This is a genomic window from Nicoliella lavandulae, from assembly GCF_037546185.1.
Taxonomy (GTDB): domain Bacteria; phylum Bacillota; class Bacilli; order Lactobacillales; family Lactobacillaceae; genus Nicoliella; species Nicoliella lavandulae.
The window spans coordinates 362,982-388,450 of the sequence record NZ_JAWMWH010000003.1; the positions used below are offsets into that span (position 1 = coordinate 362,982).

29 protein-coding genes, 1 riboswitch and 1 other annotated feature are annotated in these 25,469 nt (G+C 35.9%); of the genes, 9 read left to right on the plus strand and 20 right to left on the minus strand.

The genetic code is table 11. From position 1 onward, the window contains the following. Nucleotides 1-14 precede the first annotated feature (14 nt). From R4146_RS08405 to R4146_RS08415, 3 genes are all read right to left on the minus strand, one after another. On the minus strand, nt 15-917 hold the full coding sequence (locus R4146_RS08405; RefSeq protein ID WP_339960653.1) for an IS3 family transposase: 903 nt from the start codon (nt 915-917) through the stop codon (nt 15-17). Continuing rightward, a complete protein-coding gene (locus R4146_RS08410; RefSeq protein ID WP_339959675.1) occupies nt 881-1,390 on the minus strand; it encodes a helix-turn-helix domain-containing protein in 510 nt (169 codons plus the stop codon). Before R4146_RS08410 ends, R4146_RS08405 begins: the two co-directional genes overlap by 37 nt. 62 nt (nt 1,391-1,452) lie before the next feature. Then, a complete protein-coding gene (locus tag R4146_RS08415) occupies nt 1,453-2,124 on the minus strand; it encodes a DUF6198 family protein (protein WP_339961000.1) in 672 nt (223 codons plus the stop codon). Nucleotides 2,125-2,286: 162 nt separating this feature from the next. On the opposite strand from R4146_RS08415, the gene R4146_RS08420 reads away from it, so the two are divergent. Further along, a complete protein-coding gene (locus R4146_RS08420) occupies nt 2,287-2,856 on the plus strand; it encodes a hypothetical protein (protein ID WP_339961001.1) in 570 nt (189 codons plus the stop codon). Between the two features lie 20 nt (nt 2,857-2,876). Here R4146_RS08420 and tenA read toward each other — a convergent pair whose 3' ends face one another. The 4 genes from tenA to R4146_RS08440 all read right to left on the minus strand — a co-directional run bounded on the left by tenA (nt 2,877) and on the right by R4146_RS08440 (nt 6,447). Then, nucleotides 2,877-3,548, minus strand: a complete 672-nt coding sequence (tenA, locus tag R4146_RS08425; protein ID WP_339961002.1) for a thiaminase II — start codon at nt 3,546-3,548, stop codon at nt 2,877-2,879. Then, entirely contained in the window at nt 3,548-4,834 is a 1,287-nt protein-coding gene (locus R4146_RS08430; protein ID WP_339961003.1) for an acetylornithine deacetylase, read from the minus strand. The genes tenA and R4146_RS08430 overlap by 1 nt, the downstream gene beginning before the upstream one ends. 81 nt (nt 4,835-4,915) lie before the next feature. Next, nucleotides 4,916-5,009, minus strand: a riboswitch (TPP riboswitch). Between the two features lie 91 nt (nt 5,010-5,100). After that, nucleotides 5,101-6,027, minus strand: a complete 927-nt coding sequence (locus R4146_RS08435) for a lysylphosphatidylglycerol synthase domain-containing protein (protein ID WP_339961004.1) — start codon at nt 6,025-6,027, stop codon at nt 5,101-5,103. A gap of 3 nt (nt 6,028-6,030) precedes the next feature. After that, the gene (locus tag R4146_RS08440) at nt 6,031-6,447 is read right to left on the minus strand and encodes an acyl-CoA thioesterase (protein WP_444939757.1); all 417 of its coding nucleotides are present in this window, start codon (nt 6,445-6,447) and stop codon (nt 6,031-6,033) included. A 93-nt stretch (nt 6,448-6,540) separates the two neighbouring features. Here R4146_RS08440 and R4146_RS08445 point away from each other — a divergent pair, with 93 nt between their 5' ends. After that, a complete protein-coding gene (locus R4146_RS08445) occupies nt 6,541-7,002 on the plus strand; it encodes a hypothetical protein (RefSeq protein WP_339961005.1) in 462 nt (153 codons plus the stop codon). A gap of 159 nt (nt 7,003-7,161) precedes the next feature. Here the strand turns inward: R4146_RS08445 and R4146_RS08450 are convergent, their stop codons facing one another. Beyond that, nucleotides 7,162-7,803 (minus strand): HAD family hydrolase, encoded by a 642-nt coding sequence (locus tag R4146_RS08450; protein WP_339961006.1) that lies wholly within the window; start codon nt 7,801-7,803, stop codon nt 7,162-7,164. A 144-nt stretch (nt 7,804-7,947) separates the two neighbouring features. Here R4146_RS08450 and spxB point away from each other — a divergent pair, with 144 nt between their 5' ends. Continuing rightward, the gene (spxB, locus tag R4146_RS08455; RefSeq protein WP_339961007.1) at nt 7,948-9,768 is read left to right on the plus strand and encodes a pyruvate oxidase; all 1,821 of its coding nucleotides are present in this window, start codon (nt 7,948-7,950) and stop codon (nt 9,766-9,768) included. A gap of 207 nt (nt 9,769-9,975) precedes the next feature. Here the strand turns inward: spxB and R4146_RS08460 are convergent, their stop codons facing one another. Continuing rightward, entirely contained in the window at nt 9,976-10,917 is a 942-nt protein-coding gene (locus R4146_RS08460) for a phosphoglycerate dehydrogenase (RefSeq protein ID WP_339961008.1), read from the minus strand. 215 nt (nt 10,918-11,132) lie between these two features. On the opposite strand from R4146_RS08460, the gene R4146_RS08465 reads away from it, so the two are divergent. Beyond that, on the plus strand, nt 11,133-11,543 hold the full coding sequence (locus tag R4146_RS08465) for a hypothetical protein (protein WP_339961009.1): 411 nt from the start codon (nt 11,133-11,135) through the stop codon (nt 11,541-11,543). 111 nt (nt 11,544-11,654) lie between these two features. Here R4146_RS08465 and R4146_RS08470 read toward each other — a convergent pair whose 3' ends face one another. The 3 genes from R4146_RS08470 to R4146_RS08480 all read right to left on the minus strand — a co-directional run bounded on the left by R4146_RS08470 (nt 11,655) and on the right by R4146_RS08480 (nt 13,315). Then, nucleotides 11,655-12,167: a type 1 glutamine amidotransferase domain-containing protein gene (locus R4146_RS08470; RefSeq protein ID WP_339961010.1), complete on the minus strand. Its 513-nt coding sequence runs from the start codon at nt 12,165-12,167 to the stop codon at nt 11,655-11,657. A 20-nt stretch (nt 12,168-12,187) separates the two neighbouring features. Beyond that, on the minus strand, nt 12,188-12,856 hold the full coding sequence (locus tag R4146_RS08475) for a nitroreductase (protein WP_339961011.1): 669 nt from the start codon (nt 12,854-12,856) through the stop codon (nt 12,188-12,190). Nucleotides 12,857-12,937: 81 nt separating this feature from the next. Beyond that, nucleotides 12,938-13,315, minus strand: a complete 378-nt coding sequence (locus R4146_RS08480; RefSeq protein ID WP_339961012.1) for a GNAT family N-acetyltransferase — start codon at nt 13,313-13,315, stop codon at nt 12,938-12,940. 128 nt (nt 13,316-13,443) lie between these two features. Here R4146_RS08480 and R4146_RS08485 point away from each other — a divergent pair, with 128 nt between their 5' ends. Further along, entirely contained in the window at nt 13,444-14,847 is a 1,404-nt protein-coding gene (locus R4146_RS08485) for an MFS transporter (RefSeq protein WP_339961013.1), read from the plus strand. Between the two features lie 41 nt (nt 14,848-14,888). Here the strand turns inward: R4146_RS08485 and R4146_RS08490 are convergent, their stop codons facing one another. Further along, a complete protein-coding gene (locus tag R4146_RS08490) occupies nt 14,889-15,371 on the minus strand; it encodes a thioredoxin domain-containing protein (RefSeq protein ID WP_339961014.1) in 483 nt (160 codons plus the stop codon). Between the two features lie 46 nt (nt 15,372-15,417). Next, nucleotides 15,418-16,779, minus strand: coding sequence for a branched-chain amino acid transport system II carrier protein (gene brnQ, locus R4146_RS08495; RefSeq protein ID WP_339961015.1), 1,362 nt, complete (start codon nt 16,777-16,779; stop codon nt 15,418-15,420). Between the two features lie 438 nt (nt 16,780-17,217). On the opposite strand from brnQ, the gene R4146_RS08500 reads away from it, so the two are divergent. Together R4146_RS08500 and R4146_RS08505 are read left to right on the plus strand one after the other, a co-directional pair. Continuing rightward, a complete protein-coding gene (locus tag R4146_RS08500; protein WP_339961016.1) occupies nt 17,218-18,024 on the plus strand; it encodes a DUF1003 domain-containing protein in 807 nt (268 codons plus the stop codon). Between the two features lie 85 nt (nt 18,025-18,109). Beyond that, nucleotides 18,110-18,589, plus strand: coding sequence for a transcriptional regulator, SarA/Rot family (locus R4146_RS08505; RefSeq protein WP_339961017.1), 480 nt, complete (start codon nt 18,110-18,112; stop codon nt 18,587-18,589). 35 nt (nt 18,590-18,624) lie between these two features. Here the strand turns inward: R4146_RS08505 and R4146_RS08510 are convergent, their stop codons facing one another. The 5 genes from R4146_RS08510 to R4146_RS08530 all read right to left on the minus strand — a co-directional run bounded on the left by R4146_RS08510 (nt 18,625) and on the right by R4146_RS08530 (nt 23,245). After that, nucleotides 18,625-19,257: a class I SAM-dependent methyltransferase gene (locus R4146_RS08510; protein WP_339961018.1), complete on the minus strand. Its 633-nt coding sequence runs from the start codon at nt 19,255-19,257 to the stop codon at nt 18,625-18,627. 19 nt (nt 19,258-19,276) lie between these two features. After that, complete coding sequence (locus tag R4146_RS08515) at nt 19,277-19,708, minus strand: hypothetical protein (RefSeq protein WP_339961019.1); 432 nt, start codon at nt 19,706-19,708, stop codon at nt 19,277-19,279. Between the two features lie 330 nt (nt 19,709-20,038). Further along, on the minus strand, nt 20,039-20,332 hold the full coding sequence (locus R4146_RS08520) for an ArsR/SmtB family transcription factor (RefSeq protein WP_339961020.1): 294 nt from the start codon (nt 20,330-20,332) through the stop codon (nt 20,039-20,041). An 88-nt stretch (nt 20,333-20,420) separates the two neighbouring features. Next, a complete protein-coding gene (locus R4146_RS08525) occupies nt 20,421-21,845 on the minus strand; it encodes an APC family permease (protein WP_339961021.1) in 1,425 nt (474 codons plus the stop codon). A 53-nt stretch (nt 21,846-21,898) separates the two neighbouring features. Beyond that, nucleotides 21,899-22,132: a binding site (T-box leader), on the minus strand. A 63-nt stretch (nt 22,133-22,195) separates the two neighbouring features. Next, entirely contained in the window at nt 22,196-23,245 is a 1,050-nt protein-coding gene (locus R4146_RS08530; RefSeq protein WP_339961022.1) for a C39 family peptidase, read from the minus strand. A 286-nt stretch (nt 23,246-23,531) separates the two neighbouring features. Here R4146_RS08530 and R4146_RS08535 point away from each other — a divergent pair, with 286 nt between their 5' ends. Both R4146_RS08535 and R4146_RS08540 read left to right on the plus strand, forming a co-directional pair. Beyond that, nucleotides 23,532-24,020 (plus strand): hypothetical protein, encoded by a 489-nt coding sequence (locus R4146_RS08535; RefSeq protein WP_339961023.1) that lies wholly within the window; start codon nt 23,532-23,534, stop codon nt 24,018-24,020. A 63-nt stretch (nt 24,021-24,083) separates the two neighbouring features. Further along, nucleotides 24,084-24,581: a hypothetical protein gene (locus R4146_RS08540; protein WP_339961024.1), complete on the plus strand. Its 498-nt coding sequence runs from the start codon at nt 24,084-24,086 to the stop codon at nt 24,579-24,581. A 62-nt stretch (nt 24,582-24,643) separates the two neighbouring features. Here the strand turns inward: R4146_RS08540 and thiD are convergent, their stop codons facing one another. Continuing rightward, nucleotides 24,644-25,456, minus strand: coding sequence for a bifunctional hydroxymethylpyrimidine kinase/phosphomethylpyrimidine kinase (thiD, locus tag R4146_RS08545; protein WP_339961056.1), 813 nt, complete (start codon nt 25,454-25,456; stop codon nt 24,644-24,646). Between the last annotated feature and the right edge of the window lie 13 nt (nt 25,457-25,469).

Below are 25,469 nucleotides of genomic sequence, written 5' to 3' on the forward strand. Positions count from 1 at the left end.
TTATATTGTTTTTCCTAGGCGGAAAGTTTCCGGTATTGAACCGGTGACTTTCCGCCTAGTTTTGTTTTAATACGATGATTATTGTAATAATCAATCCATATTTTCATTGACGACATTAAATCTTCTTTAAAGTCATAATTACAGTCCATGATTTCAGCTTTCATAATATGGAAAAATGATTCCATAGGTGAGTTATCTATACAATTCCCCTTACGGGACATACTTTGAAATATCTTATTCTTCTTAAGCTCTTTTTGCCAGATATGACTTTGATACTGAGCTCCCTGATCACTATGAATTGTCGTTCTGTATGGTAAATCCTTAACTAATTGAATAACTTCTTTCAACGGTTTCATAACACAGTTCATATTTGGATGGCTGCTAATGTTATAGGATATTATTTCACCAGAAAATAAATCCATAATAGGTGAAAGATAAATACGATGATTAATATCACAATTTCCATATCTGAATTCACTGATATCAGTACAGAGCTTTTGATATGGTCTGTCAGTATTAAATCTTCGATTTAATTGATTTGATTTAAGTTTTCCAACCTGACCACGATAGGAATTATACTTACGTGTTTTTCTTGAATATGATGAAGATAGTAAATTATTCTTTTTCATTATCTTTAATACTAGTTTGTGGTTAACACGGTATCCACGATTAGTTAATTCTAAACACACTCTTCTATATCCGTAGGATTTATTTTTATCTTTAATATCCTTGATAATTTTAGCGATTTCAGCGTGCTTATCAGGCTTATTTTGGATTGATCTAATATAATAATAAGTACTTCTAGATATCCTTAATGCCTTTAGTATTAATGTTTTAGTGGTATGGTATTTCAGCCTTAGTTCGTCGATTATTTTAATAATTACTTCTGGTCTTCTTCGTCGTCTAAGGCCCTCAATTTTTTTAAGAAGTCATTCTCTATTCTCAACATTAAATTTTCTTCTTCAATCTTCTTCAATTTTTCTTTATCGGTATTAGTATTGTTTGATTCGGCTTTGTTAGTTTTCCTTTTTGTCATGGCTTTTCTTTCCCTTCGGGACAATAAACCATCAATACCTTTTTGCTCTAGTCGTTTTTCCCAAGTCCAGATAGTTGATGGAGAAGGAATATTAAAATGATAAGCTGCCTCTGGATAAGATGATTTAGTCGTTTTCATCCAGTTTAATATATATTGTTTCTCTTTGGTAGAGTATTCGATTATATTCTTTCTTTTTTTAAGACCATTTAGTCCATGTTTTTTGTAACTCTTAACCCAACATAAAACAGTATTTCTACTTTTAACTCCAAAGTTTCTAGCCACCATTTGCGATCCCATACCGTTTAGGTATGCGTTAATTACATTTAATTTATCTTCTACTTTATATTTAGACACAAAAAAACACCCCAAAGTTTTGTACAAACTTTGGGGTGCAGTGCATCGGCTAGAAAGTCTTTTTATATGTCATCATTTTGACTGAAGTTATGTTTTAACTTGGGCAGAACTAATTTATCTGAGATTTGAATAATTGGACCTAATAATAAAAATCCAACAACTGTGATGATTCCAATGGCATCAATTCGATGTAAGTATAATGAACAGATTATGATCAGAATTGCAATGACCCCCATGTCCGTAAATTGAGCTTTAATTGCACTACCATGGAAGTATTTGAACCTCAATATGTTAGTCGTATCATCATTGGGATGCATTAAAATATTAGCTCGTTGATACATAGAAATGGCAATCCCGATTAATAAGACCCCTAGCAATGATAATAATAGACTAACAACGGTATTCACTCTAGTAATCCCTAGTGCAACGTTCATGCGGTTAAAGACATCAATAAAATAACTGAAAAAGACCATATAAACAATCCCACTACCAATTCGCCATAGGTCAAAACGCCGAATTAACACTTGGTTAATAATAATATTCAAGATTCCAAACCCAAATAAGGTCCATGGAATCGCAATTCCAAATAGTAAATTAAAGTCGACCGCTACTGCTGTCCAGATACCATTTCCATTATTCGTCATAATCGTTAAACTATTGCCATAGGCATCAATAAACAACCCTAGTAACAGTGCCAAAACTCGAAAACGCATTGAATTTCGTTCATTTGCCATTAACGTCCCCCCATGTCTGATCTTTTTTATTATTATAGCAGATGCTGTCAATTATATAACAAATTACTTATAACTTATTATTTATAATATGGTTTCTAAGTGCGTGAACGATTAAAATGTGCTATTCTTATCTAGTAGTATTTCTTGAAGGGAGGCTTAAAGATGGATAAAAAGGATAAGTATACCCCGAAAAGTGCACGCTTGATCATTACATTAATCGTATTAATCATTGAGTTACTCTTAGTAATGCCAGCTATCATCACTAAGATGGCAGATGCCCTTAACGCTAGTAAGGCATCTACTACTGGTATCTGGGTATTAGTTGACCTAGCCATTATTAACTTAATTTGGTTCATTACATGGTTATGTACATACTACTTTGCTAATGACTATTTCATTGATGTATTAAAAACCCGTAACGTAAGAATGGTATTATTAATTCTAGGGGTCATTTTTACTTTAGAAACGGTCGTAAACAACAACCATGCACTAGTCGCGGTCTTTTCATTAATTGCCTATCTTTCATTATGGGCCTGGTTCGATTATGTGTTTGCCCATCCGGATGAAAGTGATCACGTAATCAAACGCACCAATCAATTCGTTCAAAATCATCGGCCAGTTAGTCGTAAGGACGTTGAAGGGATGATTGATGCAAAAATCAAATCGTTTTCTAGCGATAATAAATCAAGTTCAAAATCAGATAGTCAAACTAAAAACGATGCTAAGCAATAATTTGCTTAGCACCGTTTTTTTTATTTAATGGTCGGCCAAGTTTGGTGATCATAGGCCATTGTCCAAAACAAGTATTCATAACGGGTGGTGTTCAAAAAGATATTGGTCAATTCTTTGATCTCAAATTCATTTTTCCCAGCTGCCACTTGATTCAATAATCCAATCGTCCAATCCGTTAATGCTGTATAGTCATCATCGCTATACATTTCAACCCAATTTGCATATAACGGGTGATTAGCTCCGGGCGTACCCACTAATTGCTTACCAATCTGATTATAGCTCCACATGCATGGCAATAGCGCAACTAGAACCTTATCCAAGCCCCCACTTTGTGCGACTGATAGCATGTAATTGGTATAGCTGAGGGTCGTGGGTGTCGGCTCAGCATTCGTTAATTCTGCTTCACTAATGTCAAATTGCTGCGCGTATTGACGGTGCAATGCCATCTCAGTATTTAGCGTTTCACTTAGCAATTCAGCAAATTTGGCTTCAACGGCTAGATCATTGGCCTTTGCTGCTCCTAATGCAAATAACTTTGCATAATCGATTAAATATAAATAATCCTGGACCATATAAAACTTAAACTTACTAACCGGTAATGTGCCAGCTGCTAGCTCTTTGACAAACGGGTGGTTATGATTAGCTTGCCAGACTGGTTTTAATTCTGTTATCAATTGGTCACTAAATTGCATTAATCTGATTCTCCTCGCTTGGTATTAAGCCATTCGAACATGAATTGCATTAATACCTTCGTATATTCAATTAAATCATCAACTTGAATCGATTCATCAACGGAATGGGCTTCATCAATCGTCCCTGGACCGTAAATAGCAGCTGGGATGTTAGCATTGCCAAACCAACCACCATCAGTAACACTTGGTGAAACATCCACGATTGGCTTTTGACCTGTCACTTGATAGTGGGCAGTATCTAAAAGCTTAACTGGTCGTGAAGATGAATCTAAATCCAGTGCTGGAAAGACTTCACCGCGCTCCTCTACCATTGATTTACCGCCCCACTTATAAATTGGTAAATGATCCTTAAGCCATGGATCAGCCATCGCAACGTTATTAATATGCGTTTCAACCTCTTTAATTACCGCATGGTAATCTTCATTCGGATAAAAGTGTACTGTTACCCATAGTCGACATTCATCTGCGATAAAAGCAGCATTTCGTCCACCTTCAATCACCGCTGGATTAATCGTATCAGAACCAGGGGCTACGCCAGGGTAACTCTTATTAACTGCCCAATCCCGCTCTAAATCGTTCAATCCACTGATGACCTTCATCATCTTTTCAATGGCACTAGCTACTCTTAAATGACCGCCTGCATTCATCATTTGGCGCCTAGTGGCATCATGAAATGTCTGGTCACTTTTGATTGTAATCCATCCCGTGATCACGCCACCTTGCCCTTGAATGTGAAAGTCACTAATGTCACCAACAATGGCAAAGTCAGCATGATGACCACGTTCAATTGCAGCGCGTGTCCCAGCTTCACCACTTTCTTCACCAATCACTGATTCAAATTTTAGTTCACCGGGTAGTGCAACTTGAGCATCATGCAATAATTGAAAGGCCATTAACATCGCTGCTAATGCGCCCTTCATATCTGCAACGCCACGGCCATAAGCACGCCCAGCCTTAACTAACATTTTAAATGGATCAGAATGCCACTTTTCATCTGGTTGTATTGACGCAACATCCATATGCCCATTTAGAATTAGACTTTGATATCGCTCACTATTGGCATTGGTTTTTGTCCCAACAACGATTGAATCATGGGGATATAAATCCCATTGGTCAATATCAAACCCTAGTTGTTTTAAATAATTGACCACGAACGACTGGGCATTATCAGTATTACGGCCAGGAGGGGCTGGTGTGGGAAATGCCACTAGCTGACTTAATAGTGTTAATAATTGATCTTTGTGGTTATCAACATCATCAATAACTGCTTGAATTTCTTTTTTCATTACTATATAAATTGCTCCTTTTAATCACAAAAAGGGTCCTTCGCAAAGAAGGGCCCTTCATTATCATAATCATAGTAATGATCGATCAACTGTCCACTTCCTTGCGCTGGTCCTAACCAGATTCAAGTTCCAAGGGTCTAATTCTCAGCTAATTAAAGCTCCCCTAGTGATTATTTAATTATATTTACAATCGTCATTATAATTTATTCAATCAATTAACGCAAATTAAAAAGCAGAACTGGTCAGTTCTGCTTTAATGATTATTCTCAGGCATGGTTGCGCCGTCTTAAGTATTTAACTAATAACATGATCATTCCAATTATAAATGGAACAAAGTAATAGCAAATCCGATAGATCAATGCCCAAATCACAATGATATCAGCAGAAATGCCTGCCTTTTCTAGCCCAAAGGTCAATGCGACTTCAAATGATCCAATTCCACCTGGAATTAGTGACATTGCTCCTACAATTCCAGCGAAGATCAAGCCAAGGTATGCAGCTCTTACATCAAAGTGAATGTGCATAAAAAAGCCAATACTAATGAAAAATGCTAAACAACAAACCCATTCCAATGTTGAACCAATCAACAAATGAAATAAATCACGTCGATTTAATGTATCATTCTTAGCTACGAACGGTACCAGTAAATACAATGGAAATAATAAACAAACCGTTTTAATCCAAATTGGCTCAGCGCCAAACCGATCAATGTTTAACAAAATCGCAGCAATATCATTAACGACTAATCCGGTCATCGTGAACAACGCAATTTGCGTCACGATCTTAGCCGTTTCTTTATTATTTTCATTAACGTTCCCGAATAGAAAAATACGTAAACTAGCTCCGACTAACCCACCAGAGCCACCAATATTAGTGAATGTATTGATCACATAACTACTAGTGATCAACTCTGGCATTGAGATGTCCATTTTAGCTTTACGAGTATAGGTAAAGTCATAGATCATCATTGGTACAATGGCTAATGCGCCTAATATAAGTAAGGCAACAAAACTACCCGCCGATAGTAAATGACTGGCACGAACTAATTTATGCCAAGAAATTTGCTCAATGATCGAATGAATTGAATATACAACGAACGCTAAAATCAATACAACGTAAATTCGCTTAATAATATTAGAGTATTTAGAAAACGAATCAGCAATCTTATCAATTATTTTGATAGTTATCACCACTTCCTATAATTCCTGACGATTTAGTTCAACTAGGCGATCATAAAACGCTGGCACCCGTTTAGGTAGATTAATGATTTGATGTTCATTATCTAAAAAGCAGTGTTCACTACTAGCCTTGCAAACTAGTTGATCATCAACAGTCATTATATATTTCAAAACTAAGCGATATTTACTAACTTTAGCAACACTCGTCTCGATTTTAATTAAATCGGGAAATGTAGTTGTCTTCTTGTACTCAGCCGTTACTTTAGTGACTGGCGAAATCATCGAATTGGCTTCAAATTGATCATACGCCCAACCAATTTGTTCTAAGTAGTCGCTACGCGCTTCTTCCATGAACCGAATGTAATTCGTGTGACTAGTAATCTGCATCTTATCAGTTTCATAATACTGAACTTTGTGATAATAGGGTTTCATCATTCAATATCCTCTTCTCTTAAATTGTTCCATTGGTAATTTTACCATAAACGTTGCTATAATATTTATAAATCCGATTAAAAGGAGCAGTCCGTTATGAATCAAAAAGATGAAGCTAAATTAAAATCGTATTTGCAACAGGATTTTGAATCGATGGATTCCAAAACTGCATCCCAATCAATTCAAAAGACACTCGATCTAATCAATGCCTTGCAATGGGAATCTGATCGAGTGGATCCCAATGTATACGATGACCTTACTAATCGATACTGTGATCACGATTCGAGTATCGAACGTCTTAAGTTATTAGCTAACGTCAACGACCAAGATGCATTTACCCTTAGTATCATTGACCAACTTAAGGATTATATCGACGACCACCCCGCTGTAAACCAACTATACGCCATTACATTGGATCATAATGAACGACCATTAAATGATACTGAATTACAGGATTTAGTTAAACAACATGCCTTAAGTATTCGGCCCGTAAATGGTCTCGATGCCAAACGGGTTGCACATCAACTTAAATTAATGGTTCGGGATGCTCATATCTAAATAAAAAAGACTAACGATAAAATCGTTAGTCTTTTTGGTATGAGTCGGGCCAGGATTGAACTAACATCTTCTCGGAAAAGGACCGAGTGCTCTGCTTGAGCTACCGACTCGAAAGATTACTTTTATATAGTACCAAACCAATCGGTAAATTGCAACCACCTATTTTAAATATTTCAAAATTTCTTGCGGTGTTTTAAAGTCATACTTAGCAGAACCGTTTTTAAGGGCATCATCAATATTGCCCCAACCAGCTAATCCAAAGTCAACTTTAGCATTTTCAGCACATCCCTCATCGGTAAACGCATCCCCAATATACAATGTTTTCTTACGATCTACACCCATATGATCGATTGCATATAATAACGGTTCCGGGGCTGGCTTATGGTATGGTAATAAATCAGACGTTACCGTTACCCACATTTGATTCATAAAGCTAAAGTGATTTTTTAAATCAGCAATATCATTACTACTGCCGGAAGTTACGATTCCTAACCCAACGTTTTGATGGTCAACTTTAACTTGTTTAAAGAACTCATTCAAACCATGATATAAACTAGGCGCTTGATTTAATTGAGCTGCAGCAATCGTGTAGTCAATGGCGACCTGATTACTAAATTGAATTGGAATCTTCAAGCGCTTTAGTGTCTGATCAGGCGTTAGTGGAAAAGTATCTTTTAATTCAGTCTCTGATATTTGTTCGATCCCATACTTAGGCATAATTTGCTTCATAATTGATGAATAACGTGGAAAACTATCGATTAAAGTCCCGTCAACATCAAAAATAACTGCATCATATTTCATTGTGATTCTCCTATTCTATATTTCTTAAACATAATTATAACAAATCAGATTTGATTAGTAGTGCATTTTATTTATACAAAACATAAAAAGATGTTAAAATATGCGATATGAATAATATCATTTACTAATAGGAGGTATTTGACAATGGAAAGTAAGAATAAAATTCAAGCAAGCGTCGCATTACTAAAAGTTTTAGAATCATGGGGCGTTAAAGATGTGTATGGTTATCCTGGTGGATCAATCAACTCATTACTAAGTGGGCTACAAATTGAACAAAAGAACATTAACTTTATTCAAGTTCGTCATGAACAAGTTGCTGCATTAACTGCAGCTGCTCACGCTAAACTAACTGGTAAGATTGGTGTGGCCTTTGGTTCAGCCGGTCCTGGGGCGGTTAACCTTTTAAACGGTTTATACGATGCTAAGGCTGACCACGCACCAGTGTTAGCATTAGTAGGTCAGGTTCCAAGTACTAATATGAACTATGACTACTTCCAAGAAATGCCAGAAACCCCTATTTTTAGAGATGTTGCATGTTATGATCGAATTGTAATGACCCCTGAAAGCCTTCCTCACGTTGTAGATGAAGCGATTAAGGCCGCATACAAAAATAATGGAGTCGCAGTAGTCGTTATTCCAAATGAATTTGGCTATGAATCCATTCCAGAAAAGAAATATACCACCGCAACCTTAAGTGATAACAAAACTGCTCCTCAACCACAAGCAACTGATTCAGAAGTAGATAAATTCTTAGCAATGGTCAAATCAGCTAAGCGACCAGTTTTTCACGTTGGGCGTGGAATTCATGATGGTGGCGAAAAAATTGTTGAACTATCTAAGAAGTTGCAAATTCCAATTATTATTGATGGACTAGCCAATGGATTAGTTCCTAATGATTACGAAGGATTCCTAGGAACTGCTAATCGAGCTGCTTCTAAGGCTGCCGACGAAATCATGTCAGTTTCAGACTTAGTGATCGCTATTGGTGGTGATTTCCCATTTGCCAATACCTACTATGCTAGTCACCCATTCTCATACGTCCAAGTTGATAATGACCGAAGTAAATTAGGTCGTCACCATACTTTAGATTTAGGAATTTGGGCCGATGCTACTCAATTTGTCGAAAAAGCAATCGAACGCAGCACTAAGGTAGCTGAAACGAACTACTTTAAGGCTGCCGTTGCTGATATGCAAAATTGGGAAGCATATCTAGATCACATGAAGAAATCAGAAAATAATCCATTATTACCAGGACAAGTATACAATGCAATTAATGAAGTTGCTGATCCTGACGCTTCTTACTCCATTGACGTTGGTGATAATATCATTAACTCATTTAGATACCTCAACTTTACGAAGGAAAATAAGTGGGTCATTTCAGCCCTCTTTGCTACGATGGGAAGTGGTCTTCCTGGTGCAATGGCTGCTAAACGAGCTTATCCAGATAAACAAACATGGAACATTACTGGTGATGGTGCTCAAGCAATGGTCTTACAAGATTTAGCTACCATTGTTAAATACAACATCCCCGTAATTACCGTGGTGACTTCTAATCTTAACCTAAGCTTCATTCAAGGTGAACAAGAAGATGCCCCAATGCAAATCTTCGGATTAGATTTACAATCCATTGACTACGCAACCGTTGCTAAAGGATTTGGCATCGAAGCTGCAACCGTTAACAAATTCTCTGAATTAAAACCAGCAATTGAAAAGGCCGCTGCTGCAGCCGCTGCTGGCAAACCATTCCTGGTTGATGTCCGCATTAGTGATAAACGTGGCTTACCAGTTGAAGACCTTCAATTAAGCATTATTAATGGTAAGTTAGATGAATCAGTTAGTCCTAAATTCTTAGACGATAAACCAGCTGATGTTCACTACACACCAAAAGAATTATTTAAGATGTTCGACGGTGAAGGGTTAAAGACGCTTCCAGAATTATTTGACGAATATAATGTAGAATTATAATCATTGATAAAATCGCCTCTATATATTATAGAAGCGTTTTTATTTTTGTACTTTAGTTAATGTAAAAATAAACTAATAAATACAAATCATATTAATACTAAATAAACATTAATCGTGATAAACTAAAGGTGCGAAAAAGAAATGATGTCCATCATCTCAATCAAAAAAACGACTGTTCGAATGAACGGTCGTTTTCGCGTTATATCACTATTTAACTTCGTTAACTGGTGTATTTGGTTTCTTGCCATCAAACACTGCTAAGATGTTATCCAATGCCGTATGCGACATTGCATTCCATGCCTCTACTGAATTACCTGCACAGTGAGGAGTCATAAAGACATTATCTAATTTACGAATGGGGCTGTCCATTGGTAATGGTTCCTTATCGTAAACATCTAGCCCAGCTCCTGCAATATGATGATTCTTAAGCGCATCGACCATATCATCTTGATTAACCAATGGACCACGTCCTAAGTTGATCAAATAAGCTGATTCTTTCATCATATCAAATTCTTTTTTAGCAACACTACCAATCGTGCCTTGCACGGCTGGTAAGTGAAGAGTTACATAGTCTGATTCTTTAAATAGTTGATTCCAATCAACCATCTTACCGTATTTAGTATCACGTGGGGTCCGATTATAGATTAAGACGTTCATTCCGAAGCCAGATGCCATTTTAGCCACTTCATGCCCAATGTTACCATAACCAACAATTCCTAACGTTTTCCCACTAATTTGGGAAGCCATTTGTTGTTCACCGTAGGAACTGTCGCCCTCACGCATCTTTTTAGAAATAGTATAAAGATGCTTAGATAAAATTAGCATTTGGGCGAGAACATTTTCAGCGACTTCAACGGCATTGCCACCAGGTGTGTTAGTAACCCAAACGCCATTTTCAGCTGCTGTTTTGGGATCAACATTATCATAGCCCACCCCTTGGCGTGCTAACACTTTTAAATTAGGCATCTTAGCATACATGGAATTAGGAAATGGGTCCGCCATTAAAATGATTCCATCAACATCGCTAGCTTTTTGTAAAATTAAGTCAGCGTCTTGACCATCAACTACTACTGGTTCAATCCCCTTATCTTTAATTTCTTGCCCCACAAAACGTTCAATTGCTGGGGTAATTAGAATTTTCTTAGTCATAATCATCATCCTTTCAATATTTAAAGTATAGTAATTAGCATCTGTAAAGTACAGTATAACGGCTTAAATCAAACTTTAATCGACCACATTTGAAATTGGTCCGGTCTAATTTTAAATATAAACCGGGTTAATGTTTGAAATTTAACTTTGAATAGGCTATACTAGATAAATAATTTAAAGCTTGTACATATTAATTTATGTAAGGAGGAAAACATATGACTGAATATAACGAATTAAAAAATAACATTAATACTAATATCCACCCAGACGAATATATTGACCACGCAATTGAATATACAAATCAATTTCAAGTCGATCACCATGGCATTTTAAACATTAACTACTTAACTGAAATTAATAATCATTATGCCACCCCTGAACAATTGACCCGTTTATTTGATCAAATAAACGTACCAATTCGGTTCAAACAACCTAATTTACACCATTACTACAAATTAGTATTAAACGGAAGTACGGACCCAATTAATATTGAATCAATTACTAAGGATGATGTTAATAACATTCATGTTGTCCCAGTTAGTGATAGTGACAAGTCAATTGTATTTGGCATTATTGATGATATGGTCGAAGAATACTTAGACGAAACTGATTCAGTTCATCTATAATATAAAAATATAAAAACTGGCTAGCAAATTTACTAACCAGTTTTTATATGGATTAAAAAATAGAGCCGGCAGATGCATCAGCATCTACCGGCTCTATTTAGTTGATTGAAATTACTTTAATGCGTCAACGATAGCCTTGTTAAAGTAATCAAGGTCATCAGGAGTCCGACTAGTAATTAAGTTATGCTTTTCATCAATAACTAATGGTTCGTCCTTAACGTTACCACCAGCGTAGTATAGATCTGGCATTACAGTTACGTAAGAAGTTAATGTCAATTCACTAACTAAACCAGTTTGAATAAATAATTGAGGACCGTGGCAAATTGCAAAGACAGGCTTGCCGCTTAACAAGAACTTCTTAGCAAAGTTAACATAACGATCATCTGCTCTTAATTGGTCAGGTGAGAATCCACCAGGAACTAATAATGCATCATAATCTTCAATTTTAGCATCATCGATGGACTTGTTAACAGTTTGCTTGTCACCATGCTTACCTTCAATAGTACCATTAGCTTCGTTTTCAATGATATCTACTTGGTTTCCAGCATCTTCTAATGCCTTCTTTGGTGATGTAAGTTCAACGTCTTCGTACATACTAGTAACAATTGCAGCAACTTTACTCATAAAAAAATCCTCCTAAAAGTTTATTTTATAATTTTTAATACTTGGTCTAAATCCATTCGAGAAGCATTGATCCGATTAATCGGATGATCTGCATCTGCATAGCCTAAACCAATGCCGACTACAAATTTACGATCATCATTTACTGATAAATTTTTACGTAAACGGTCGGGATACTTAACAAATTCAAATGCAGGAATTGAATCAATTCCCATCCCCTGAGCAGCAACCATAATCGCTTCACCCATTGCACCCAAGTCATATAATGACCATGGAGTGTAATTACTGGATAATGTCAAATATGCAACTGCCGGTGCACCGAATAACTCATCCGATTGAGCACCCTTCATCTGATTCCATTTATCTGTACCAAAAATCTTGGGACCAGAAGCCCCGCGGGTCGTCATGTTAACCTGCGATTCTTCATCCCAATCACGAATTGGGATGAACGGAACGTCAGAATGAGTATGCACATCAGGATCATCGTTTAATTGATGGTGCTCTGAACGCATCTGGTCTAACTTATCGCCAGTAGCAATAATAATCCGACCAGGTTGAGAATCAATCCAGGATGGAGCCTTCTGAGCAGTTTGAACAATTTCTTTTAATTGGTCATCACTCAATGGGGTTGATTTAAATGCTCGAATCGCACGACGATTTAAAATCGCTTCTTTTGCATTAATCTTTACCATCCTCCCTTCATATTGAACATCTTAAAATTAACACAGCTAACTTCTATTTACAAAATATTTGCTCATATATGTGAATATCTTCTAATGATAAACGGGCATTTTTAATTTACCATCCGCTTCTTTGAAGCCTACTCGTTCGTACATATTAAGTAATGATTCATCGAACGGCTTATCAACTTGAACCATTTCACACTCAAAAAAGCGGCTACCAGCTTCTAAGACCCGATAAACCATTGATTCTGAATTGACTTGATCATTAAATCGAAACCGATCGAATGCTAAATCACCATCTAATTCATACACTCGCACATAGGCAATGATTCCGTGGTCATCAGTTGCCCAAATATGATAAGCTTTTCGATCAGCTGGATTATTACCATTAACATTCATAAACTTTTGAATGCTTTGGTTTTCAGTTAACGTTAACTCGTTGAAAGGTTTTATAGCCCATTGAATCATGGTTATCACTCCTATCGTATATATCTACTATCATATAATATTTAGCCCTAAAATAAAAATTTGTTTTAATTTGATTAAATTTTAGATAAGATAGTAAGTGCTGATAAAACTTTAGAAGGGATTTTTATATGGACCGTAAAACACTTTTCACTATCTTAGCAGTCGCAATTGTATCCTTCTTAGGAACCGTTGATATGAGTATTGTCAACACTGCACTGCCACAGATTTCAAATGATTTATCCATTCCAATGAATCAGGCCGAATGGATATCATCCGCATATTTAATTTTGATTTGCATGTCCTTAATCTTATTCGGTAAATTAGGTGATCAAATCAATAAGGTCACCATTTTTCAACTAGGGACCCTGATTTTTACCGTTAGCTCACTCTTGTGTGGGATTAGTACTAACTTAGTGATCTTATTAATCGCGCGATGCTTACAGGGGTTGGGCGCATCAATGACCATGGCGACTAACCTGGGAATCATTACTGAATCAGTGGCTTTTAATCTGCGGGGCCGTGCATTAGGAATCAATACTACGATCGGCCAATTAGGTTACATTGCCGGTCCTGCCGTTGCGGGACTCATTTTATCAATTGCTAATTGGAATTGGATCTTTCTATTTAACGTTCCAATTGGAATCGCAGCCTGGCTGTTTGGCCACTTTGTCTATCCCAAACCCAACCATGATCAACATCGTAAGATTAAAATTGACTGGCCTGGATTCATTATTTTGGCGATGGCCATCTTAATATTTTTCTTAGCCATTTTCGTGGGGCAAGAAATTGGGTTTACAAAACCGATTATAGTTAGTGGCTTCATTATCACTGCTGGTTTAATTGCTATCTTTATCGGAATTGAAACCCACGTAAGTGAACCCATTCTTGATCTAAAACTGTTTAAGAACGTTGGTTTTTCCATTAGCATCATTGCCCTAATGTTTATGTACATCATCATTTATTTTAACAACGTCTTACTTCCGTTCTATATTCAAAATACACTTAAATATTCACCCTCGGCAATGGGACTTATTATGAGCATCTTACCAATTGTGAATGTATTTACAGCCTATTTAGGCGGAGTCTTATGTGATAAATATGGTGCTGTGCATATGTCGATTCGGGCTTCCATCATTTTCGTCATTGCTGAAGTGATTTTTGCTACGATCAACCCAAATTGGTCAATTATAGTGTTGCTGATTGGATTTGTCTTCTTTGCAACCGCCAATGGCCTGTTCCAAAACAATCCAATGGTAATGGAACATGCACCTAAAGAACAACAAGGAATTGCTGGTTCAATTCTAGCGTTAAGCCGTAACATTGGGTTTGCAGTTGGATTATCATTAGCCACTTCGATCTTATACTCTGGAATGAGTATTAAAGCTGGACACACAGTTACTACTTATCCATTTGGACACGACGATTGGTTCGTGTTTGGAATGCATTTTAATTACTGGATTGCGGCAATCTTAATGGGATCCGTTACGATTATGTTACTATGGCTGCTAAAGCATAAACCTACTACCAAATAAAAAATCGTTTAGAACTGAAGTAGTTCTAAACGATTTTTTATTTAATCTGGTAAATTAAAGTTACTGTCTGATACCTGATTGCCATCATAAATGATGGTAGGAACACTTGGTGCACCTAATTCTTCAATATTATGTTTTACATTAGCCAAAAATTCATCAGAATTAACCCGTTTAACATCAAAATGACTAGTAATATAATCTTCAGCATCCGCCTTTGGTAGTCGATGCCATTCCGGTTGATTATCAAAAGCCGCTTTTACAAACTTAATTGCTGCTTCAGGATTAGCATAATCGATAAATTCATGAGCTAAGTTACCATCTTGTAAATCTAACTTATCTTTGTCCAAGAATTTAAAGTGAGCTAATAAGTGGCCCGCCTTTACTTCTTGGGTTAATTTATCAAAATTATTTTCAAACCACTTATGACAAAATGGACAAGCTAAATTAGTAATAACAGTTACTTCATGCGGAGCATTAGCATCCCCAAAATTTAACGTTGTTTGATCAGATAAATCTAAACTCATAATCTCAACTCCTAATTAATATGATGGTTTAATACTAACACAATTATTAATCTTCGGCAGTCTTTAGCCCTCTGATTCGAACATAGATAATGCTAATGATTAATCCAGCTAATAAGAATGGAATAAAGTCAAGTCCTTCGTTATAAAGTGGAATTGTTTTCAATGCCCAACTATCAATTGCATTAATGGTTGGTAGTTTAGCAAAAACAGGTGGTAAGTTATGAATAAAGTCTAAAATAGCTGGAATTAAAGTAAAGATAACCGTAGTCCGATAAATCGTTTGGTTCTTTCCAATCCAACGATTTAATAGCCCTAATATAATAACGGCAATTGCAATTGGATAAATGAAATTAAGTAGTGGTGATGAATATAAGATAATTTGGGTCAACCCGAAATTAGCAATAATAAATGATCCAATCGTTGCAATCGTTAAGAAGAAACGGTATCCCAATTTAGGGAAGCGGTTTCCCCAATCTTGAGCTAGTGAAGTAATCAATCCGATTTCAGTCGTGATACAAGCTAGGAACGTTAAAGCTGCTAATAAACCAGCTCCCGCCAATCCAGTATAATGATTCATAATTTGAGTAAATGCAGTTCCACCATCGGCAGAAGGTTTTAAGTAGGATAAACTAGTAGCACCTAATGCAATTAAGAAAATGTAAATCAAACCTTCAAATGACATGGTCAATGCACCAACTTTAGCAACTGCCTTGGAACGACTAAGCTTGTCATCCAACCCAAATTGCTTTAATGCAGCAATAATGGTAACTCCAAATCCGAGTCCAGCAACTGCATCCATGGTGTTATAACCTTCTAAGAATCCATTGATCATGTTAGAACCGCTGGTTCCTGCTGGTGCTAGTAATGAAATATGTTGTAAATCACCCTTGATAAAGAATGCGATTACGAAAACTGAGGCTAAAATAATAACAAAGATTGGATTCAAAATTTTACCAACGTATTCCGTAATCTTAGTTTGATTAAATGCTAGGATATATGATAATCCAAAGAAGAAAATGGAAAAGATGAATAAACTAATTTGAGCATTCGCCTTAGGAATGAACGGTTGAATTCCCATTGAAAATGTAACCGTTGCTGTTCTTGGGGATGCAATCAATACCCCTAATGACAAGTGAACAATTGCTAAAAAGATTAATGCAAAATAGTAACCAACTGGCTTACCCAAATCGTATAAACTATTACTTTCGGTATAGCTAATTGCTAAAATTGATAATAACGGCAAAATAATTGCAGAAATTAAAAATCCAATTGCGGCTGGTAACCAACTGTGGTTACTAATTTGCCCTAAGTGAATTGGGAAAATTAAATTCCCTGCTCCAAAAAATAAACCAAATAGTAACGAAGCAAGAATTAAATACTGTTTGGCACTTAACTTATCTGTTTTCATTCTGAAAACCCCCTAAAAATATTTTAAACCAAAAAAAACGTCCTTAGCATTATCTGCTAAGGACGCCGAGACGTGGTACCACCTTTATTCCCCACCACTTCACAATGATGGGCTCCAAAAGTACTGCCCAATCATTAATTAGGCAAGACTTCATTGCTGTAATGGGCGCACTCCCAATAACCACTAGTTAATTCATGGTTATGACTTGTAGATTACTTTCACATTAGTTCCAAATTCCCTCTCGCACTAAACAGGGTTCGCTTAATTCATCCGAAATGATACTCTTCTACGCATCGTCTTTTAATCGGTTTTTAATTATTATTTATTATTATATTTATTTTTATGTCGTTGTCAATAAAAAATTTATCATTATCTAATCGTTACATGTATATATGTGCTACAATTAGGTAATAATATATTAAATTTAGGTGATGAAGTATGAAAAGTAAAGTTGAAAAATGTCTAGTAGATAATAAGGAGTATCTCTCTAATGAGGGGCGATTATTAAAAGATTTAGACTCCACAATTTGTGGTCATATCAAACATGATTACACTAAATCTAGTGATGACGATTTTATTTGTAATCAACATCTTTTAAAGTACCAAGTAGACATGGTCAATCAATTAATTCGCGATGATGAACACCGTAATCAAAAAATTGATCGGAAGTTAACTCGTACGTTGCGCGATGATGATTACAAGATCAAAGATATTAATGAGGCCCTCAATAGTAGTGAAACCTTTGGTCAAAAGGTTGCTGACCAAGTTGCTCGATTTGGGGGAAGCTGGAGCTTCATTTTAACATTCGTTATCTTCCTACTCCTTTGGATGATCATTAATACATTACACTTGTTTGGCGCTCATTTTGACCCATATCCATTTATTTTACTTAACTTGGCATTGAGCTGTATCTCAGCAATCCAGGCACCAATTATCATGATGAGTCAAAATCGTTCGACCCATCGTGATCGGCTAGATGCTGACAACGATTACCATGTTAACTTAAAGTCTGAAAGTGAACTTAGAATTTTGCATGCTAAGTTGGATCAATTGAACCAAAATCAAATGCCCCACAGTTTTGAAATTGAAAAATTACAACTTGAAATTCTTGGTGAAATTAGAAGTGAACTAGATATCATTCATAATGAACGAATTGAACTATTAAACGAAGAAAAGAAACAAAATGAATTAATTAGTCAAAAAATCAGTCAAAATAAGACTGACGCAGACGATAAGCAAAAATAATTTTCCAATCAAACTAGATATTAGGCATTGTCGTCAAAATGCTTAATATCTAGTTTTAATATTGGTATATATAACAAGGAGACCTATGCAAAATAATAATTCAGCAGCTGAGATCATCAAACAAATTGGTAAAATGCTCAATCAAGATGGTACTAATGATAATGAAAAGCAGTGGATGATTAAACAATTAACTGATCACATAACCGTTCAAGATCAATTAAAGCAATTAACCACTAAGGACATTCATACAATTTCAATCGTCAACCGGCAAACAACAGTCCATGTTAAATCATTACCTAAGTTAACTAATTTTTCACAACCAACTATTTCCAGAATAATCACTAAGCTAGCCCAACAGCAATTATTAGAAAAATTTCGAACAACGAAAAATGACAAGGAAATTTTAGTGCGACTTACTAGCGCAGGCCGTGAAATTGCCAATGTTCATCAACAATTAGAACAGCACTTACACGAGCAAGTTAGTGCCATTTTAAGTCAGTACCCAGCTGCTGAAATTGATGATTTTATTAATATTATTACTCAAATTGCTCAAATTAAACCATAAAAAAACCGCTCACCATTAAAATGATGAGCGGTTTTTTACCACTTTTTGCCAGTAATGGTAAACGATGGCCACCATGGTCCTGACCACCAACCACGCCAACCGTTATTTTGAACCATTAGGTTAGTAAAACCAGATTGTCGTAAAAAGACTCGATATCGCTCCACACCGAATCCCTTAACGATAATTCTAATGTTTCCGTTGGGCTTAGTTACCCTTGCAGCTTCTTGCATTGCTTTTACCTGTTTTAAACGAGGCTTAATCTCTTGAAACGCATAGTTAACTATTACCACATCAAACTCACCGTTACTGTATGGCAATGCAGACAAATCATCATTCGCAATTTCAACTTCAGCACGGTTGCCTAACGCAGTTATCTCACGGCTTAATGGTGAAATATCATAAGCATTTATAATTAACACCCGCTGCTTACTGATCTTGGTTAATGCTTGCTTAAAGATGGTGTAATTGCCCCACCAAAATGCATTCCAATATCCAATCGCGCTCAATAGGAGCAAGATGCCAACCAGTCTAAGAAATAAATTGTTATTCGCAATATAATAAGTCACTAGGCTCAGTGTAAATAAAACAACTGTAGGCGTTGGAACTTGAATGCTAAGGTGGAAATTAAAATGTGACTTATGTCTATGTGTTCTAGTCGTTCTTGGCATTTAAAGCTAACCCCTAATTCTAAAGTAACTTTTCATTTGCTAATAGATAATGATGTACCCAATCAAAGCCATCGATCATCTTTAAAATTCCTTCAACGACCCCTGCTTCGCTAAATTGATCCTCATATTTAGTTGCCACGTTTAGCTCACTCACTTCAATCCCAAATTCGGTACTAAGGGTTTCCTTAGCGAACGTTAGCTTTTGTAAATCATTACTTAATTTATCAAAATTAATAGTATTTAAAAATTCAACATCCTTAAACGTAAATACGCTCTCATCATCGTCATCGCTACCAACATTAATTGAGCATTCTTCATATTCCACTTTAAAGTGTGGCATTTCAGGATTAAAGATATTCATTGAATCATCCGTCACGCGCACAGCGCTATGTATTTCCTTACTATCGTTTAACATGGCTTTAATTCGGTTCAAATCGAAATCAATTTTCATCATAGGTTCCCCCTCATCTAGTTATCTTTATCATAGCACGAATTATATTCTAAATGAAAATAAATAAAAAAGTCCGCAAACTGCGAACTTTTTACTCATAAGCTATTATAATATGGTATAATACAACCATCTTGGTTTGTCTAGATTTAACTAATCACTAATGTATAGTTAAGAACTTAATTAAATACCCCCAAAAGCAATTTAATTGATTTAAACAGGCATAATCAAGAACTCAATTACTAATCACCATTGCCCTGGTGATTAGTTTTTTTATAACTTAAATCATCATAGTTATATATAACCATACTTTGATATATTTTGCAAGCAAAACTAGTCAATTTGTTCTTCAATATGATTATGCAACACTTTTAATAGTTCTTTCACGTGTTCATCAGTTAATTGATAAACCTTTTCTTTACCATTTTGTTGACTCTTAATCAATTGGGCATCAAATAAAATTCTTAAGTGTCTAGAGACCGCTGGTTGAGAAATATTAACTTGATTAACTAAATTAGTAACATTACTCTTTCCTTGCTCAGATAGATAATATAAAATTTGAATCCGAATCGGATGATTTAAGGCCCGAATGATTCGATATAATTTTTGATTATAATCATTATCCATTTTAGAACCTTCTTTCAATAACCAAACTTATTCATTCTATTTTATCACACAAACAAAAAAACAGCTGAATAATCAGCTGTTTTTTTGTTTATTTTTGATTCATTTTGGAATTACGCAACCCGTATAGGAAGTAAATTAAGATTCCAATTGCGAACCAACCTAACATTAATAATTTAGCATCAATACTTAAATTGTAAAAGATAAATCCTGAGAAAGCAGCAGATGCGAATGGTAATACTGGATATAGCGGCATCTTGAACTTAGGCATTGGTAAGTCCTTGCCTTCCCGAGGCCGCAATGCATAAATGGATAATGATACCATGATAAATGCAATTAAAGTCCCTGCTGATACTAAGTTAGATAGGAACGTAAATGGAAATACTGAAGCTACCAACACAGCAGCAACTGTAACTACAGTTAATGCATTATTTGGTAAGTGGTGTTTATTAACCTTACCCAAGAATGATGGTAATAATCCATCCCGACCAAATGAGTAGATCAATCTAGAGCTAGCCAAGTGAATTCCAATCAGTGCCGCGAACATCCCTACAATGGCAACGATTGAAAGTAAGTTAGCAGTTAAGTAGTGCCCCGCTTTTCGTAACGCCCAAGCAGCTGGTTCAGCATTATTAGCATAAACGTTGTACTTAAACATTCCAACTAATACTAATGAAACTAAAACGAAGAACGCAGTTCCAATTAGTAGGGTTCCAATGATCCCAATTGGCATATTTTTACCAGGATTCTTAGTTTCTGCGGTGTTCGCAGCAATTGCATCAAATCCAACGTATGCTAAGAAGATCTGAGCCGCTCCTGCCATCACTCCTTGGAACCCACCAAAAGAAGTACCAGGTTGATGAGCCGGAATAAATGGCACATAGTTAGAAGGATGAATAGCGGTAAAGCCAACTACAATGAATAATACTACCACCAATACCTTGATGACCACGATGGCATTTTCAACCTGACTAACCTTATCAACTCCTCTGGAAAGTAACAGACCAACTACGATAACCGCAAAAGCAGCAAATAAGTCAACAACCCCGCCAGTCTTAGGATTGAATCCACTGGTAATGGCCGTTGGAATTTTCATGCCCATACTATTTAAGAATCCTTGAACGTAAGCCGACCACCCAGATGCCACAAAGGCAACTGAAATAAAGTATTCGGCTAATAATGCCCATCCAGTTAACCAACCAAAGAATTCACCGAATAGCACGTTAATCCATGAAAATGCAGAACCAGCAAATGGTAATACTGATGATGCTTCAGCATAAGCAAATGCTGAAAGTCCGGCCCCAATCACACCGATAATAAACGATAGCGCCACCGCTGGACCAGAATGATCAGCCGCAACAATTCCAGGTAGGGTAAAAATAGCTGCTCCGACCACCATTCCAACCCCAAGACCAAGTAAATCCTTGGCGCCTAGAGATGGTTCCAGCTTAGAATCATGTGATTCATAAAAACTTGGATCCTGCTTCTTAAACAAACGCTTAAATAGATTTCCCAAATGTAACACTCCTTAATTAAGCGAGCTAATAAAAAAGCACCCCTATTCAAAAGAATAAGGGTGCTTTAACACGGTACCACCTTAATTGTTAACTAAAGAAGCTAGCTAACCACTTCACGTACAAATAATACGCTAACACTGTAATGGGTGTACCCAACACACGTTACTAAATTTCGGTGTGTAACTCCAAAGTGATTTTCAGATTTATTTTAACTGCTTCCTTTCACCAAACGAAGCTCGCTTATTAGTTAAATCAAAACCTTACTGGCCTTTGTCAATGTTTTATTAGAATTCGCAATTTATTTTGTAACTAAATTATAATGATAACTTTATTTAAAGTCAAGCTTTTTTTAAATAACTACCATTGCCCGGCTACCACGCTTAGTCGTGTGCCAAATTTGTAAGAAGTCACTAGTAGATGTCCAGAAGACCTTGTTTTTTGAGTTCTGTCTCATGTATGGGTCAGCAATTAAGAATTTACCGTTCTTGTACCCTAGAATTACTAAAACATGATCAGACTTGGAGTTAACAATCATTCTCCATGAACCTTCAAACACAACTGGATTACCCCGCTTAACATTGTAAATAATATTACTTAAGCTAGTATTAGTAATGTCCTTGGAACCACTAGCGTAGTTTCTAGCGAACTTAGCTAGGGCATTAGGATAAATGGTAGCTCCAGCACCCTTAGTAAACGGATCGTTCTTGTATCCCTTGTTAGGATCTGAACTACGTGGAATTAAGTTAATAAACTTATCTAGTGGGATATCTAAAGCCTTTCCCTTAGTACTTAACGCCATCTTTAAAGCGGCAGCTTCACAACCACTAGGTGCATAGATTGGGTAAAGTTGGCTCGTGTAGACATATGGCATTTCGTAATCATCAGTGTAACTAAGGTAACTCTTGTAAATCCAACCTAAATCAGTTCCTTGGTAAGTAATGTGGTAGTAAAGACTGCCATCAGTACCACGCGCCGTTTGCGTAATTTTAATTAACTTGCCATTTAAATTAGTGGTTGTATTTTTTACTTTACTACTATTAGTATAAGGTGAATCCCAAATTCTAGCTGAACTAGTGTTAATTTCACGCATCACGTAGTTATTAGCATTCTTAATGGTGTAGGTAACATTGGCCTTTGAATTAGCAGTGTCACTACTTGCCACTGAACTACTACTAGCAGATGATGCGCTACTAATGCTGCTGCTAGTGGAACTAACAGCGCTGTCAATACTAGATGATACTGCACTATTAATTGAACTAGTAGCATTACTAGAAGTGGCGCTACTACTAATTGATGTGTCATCTGCATGCACATGATTTAATGGATTGGTGATTGCAGTTAATCCAATCATTCCAGAAAACAATAGTGTTGCAATGATTTTCTTATTGGTTGTTTTCATAACTATGAACTCCTCTTATGAATTTTTGTAATTCGATTTAATCAATAAATTAATTATACTAACTTCTTGTAAGCAAATCATTTAATTAATGATTTCTTAAACCAAATGACACAATTCCTTAACATTATCAACATGAATATAACTATAACCATTCATTATTCAAAGAATATTGTACACTAATCAATTCAATTATGAAAATATTTAATAATTTGAGCAGTTAATTTAAAACTAATACATTGTAAGTGTATAATTAGTTATACAATTTAAGAAATAAGAGGTTTTAAGTATGGATAAGTTTAGTTTTAAATCATTCTTCAAATTATCTATGATCATCAAGATCATTTTAATAATTGTAGTATTAGGGGTCGCTAGATCTGGTTATACTGCTGTATCACAAGCATTAGACCAAAACTATCGTGATAATAATTCGACCATTAATAAGCAATTACCTAGCCTTGAAAAGGAACAAAAGTCACTTTCAACCAAGCTAACGAATGCCAAACATGATCAAATTGTTACTAAATACCACTATCAAAATGCATTTAATAAGGTCGATTCAACCGATAAAACCCTTAAGAAATGGATCAATAAGAAACAAAAGGTCGAAGATAAGGTTAGTGATTTAAAGACTCAACTAACAGCTAAGACTAAGCAAGTTAACCATCTTCAAAATGCATACATTTCAAAAGAAAATATCCATAATGCACACTTTAATTTGAAGTCAATTGCAATCGTGGCAGCAGTGGTTCTAATCTTCTTTATTATTGGATTTTAGCATTGAAATCAAATGGATGAACGAATATAATTTTAATGTAATTTATCCTAAAGGAGACCAATAATGAAAAAATTAATTACTAGCATTGCACTAGCTACCGTTTTATTAACCAGTGCAACTACTGCTATTACTACCGAATCTGTCCACGCTGATACTATTACTACTAGTCAAAATGCAAACGGACGGTTTAATAAACAAGTTAACGCATATACTAAGTTATTAAATGCCACCGATAAGACTGACTTAATCAAAGCGCTTATTAAATCTGGCACTCCTACGTCACTAAGTGATTTAGGATCTAAAATTAGTTTACATTCAGAAAATGAAAAAGCTACAAATTCTGCTGATGCTTATACTAATGCTCAATTCTATTTAAAGCTTCGGCGAATTTTTCACAGAAACATTAACCTAAACTTTGAATCTGATAATGGTGTTAAACTATCTGATAATTTAAAAACCATTAAAAAGGATGGGAGCAAGCAGAATCCTGAGACCGTTTATATGACTGGAATGGGATTAGGTGATTCATTAGACTTTGGTAATCGGACTAGCAATCAATAAGACTGAACAATAAAAAATGGACGTTGAATTCAATAAATGGATTCAACGTCCGTTTTTATTTATTAGTCAATATCCTCAGTAGCCCAATGATTAATTGGACCAAACTTATGACCAACTAGGATTTCATTTTGAATTGCTCGGTCAACATATGCTTTAGCAACTTTAATTGCTTCAGTAACTGAATTCCCCTTAGCTAACTCAGCAGCAATTCCAGCTGACAATGTATCACCGGTCCCATTTTTACGATCAGTGCCAAAATACTTACCAGTTAACCAGAAAGTATCACCATTTTCTAGGAGTACTAAGTCCTTTACTTCTTCTTGATCGTCACTATCATGACGACCCTTGACCATAACATTTCTAGCTCCCATATTACGAAGTTTTTCAGCAGCCGTAAGCATATCATGATCATTGTTAATTTCCATATCAGCTAACTTTTGTGCTTCATAAAAATTAGGTGTAATAACGGTAGCTAATGGAATTAACTTAGTTTTTAAAGTATCGAAAGCACTTTGTTCTAATAACATTGCACCATGTTTAGTAATGATAACTGGATCAACTACTAATGGTCCAAAATCATATTGTTGATAATTATCGACCACGGTATTAATTAAATCACTATCCCCAAGCATCCCCGTCTTTGCAGCACGAATCTGATAATCATCTGCCAAATCCTTAAATTCTTGATTAATGAAAGAAAGCGGCATGGTAACACTGTCGTGAATTCCATAGGAATTTCCAGCAACACAGGCAGTAATCACTGATGCCCCGTGTACCTTTAATGCTTGAAAAGTGTGTAAATCAGCTTGCATTCCGGCACTTCCATCACTGTCAGAGCCTGCAATTGTTAAAGCTTGTGGATATTGATTCATAATCATAGTCACCTCT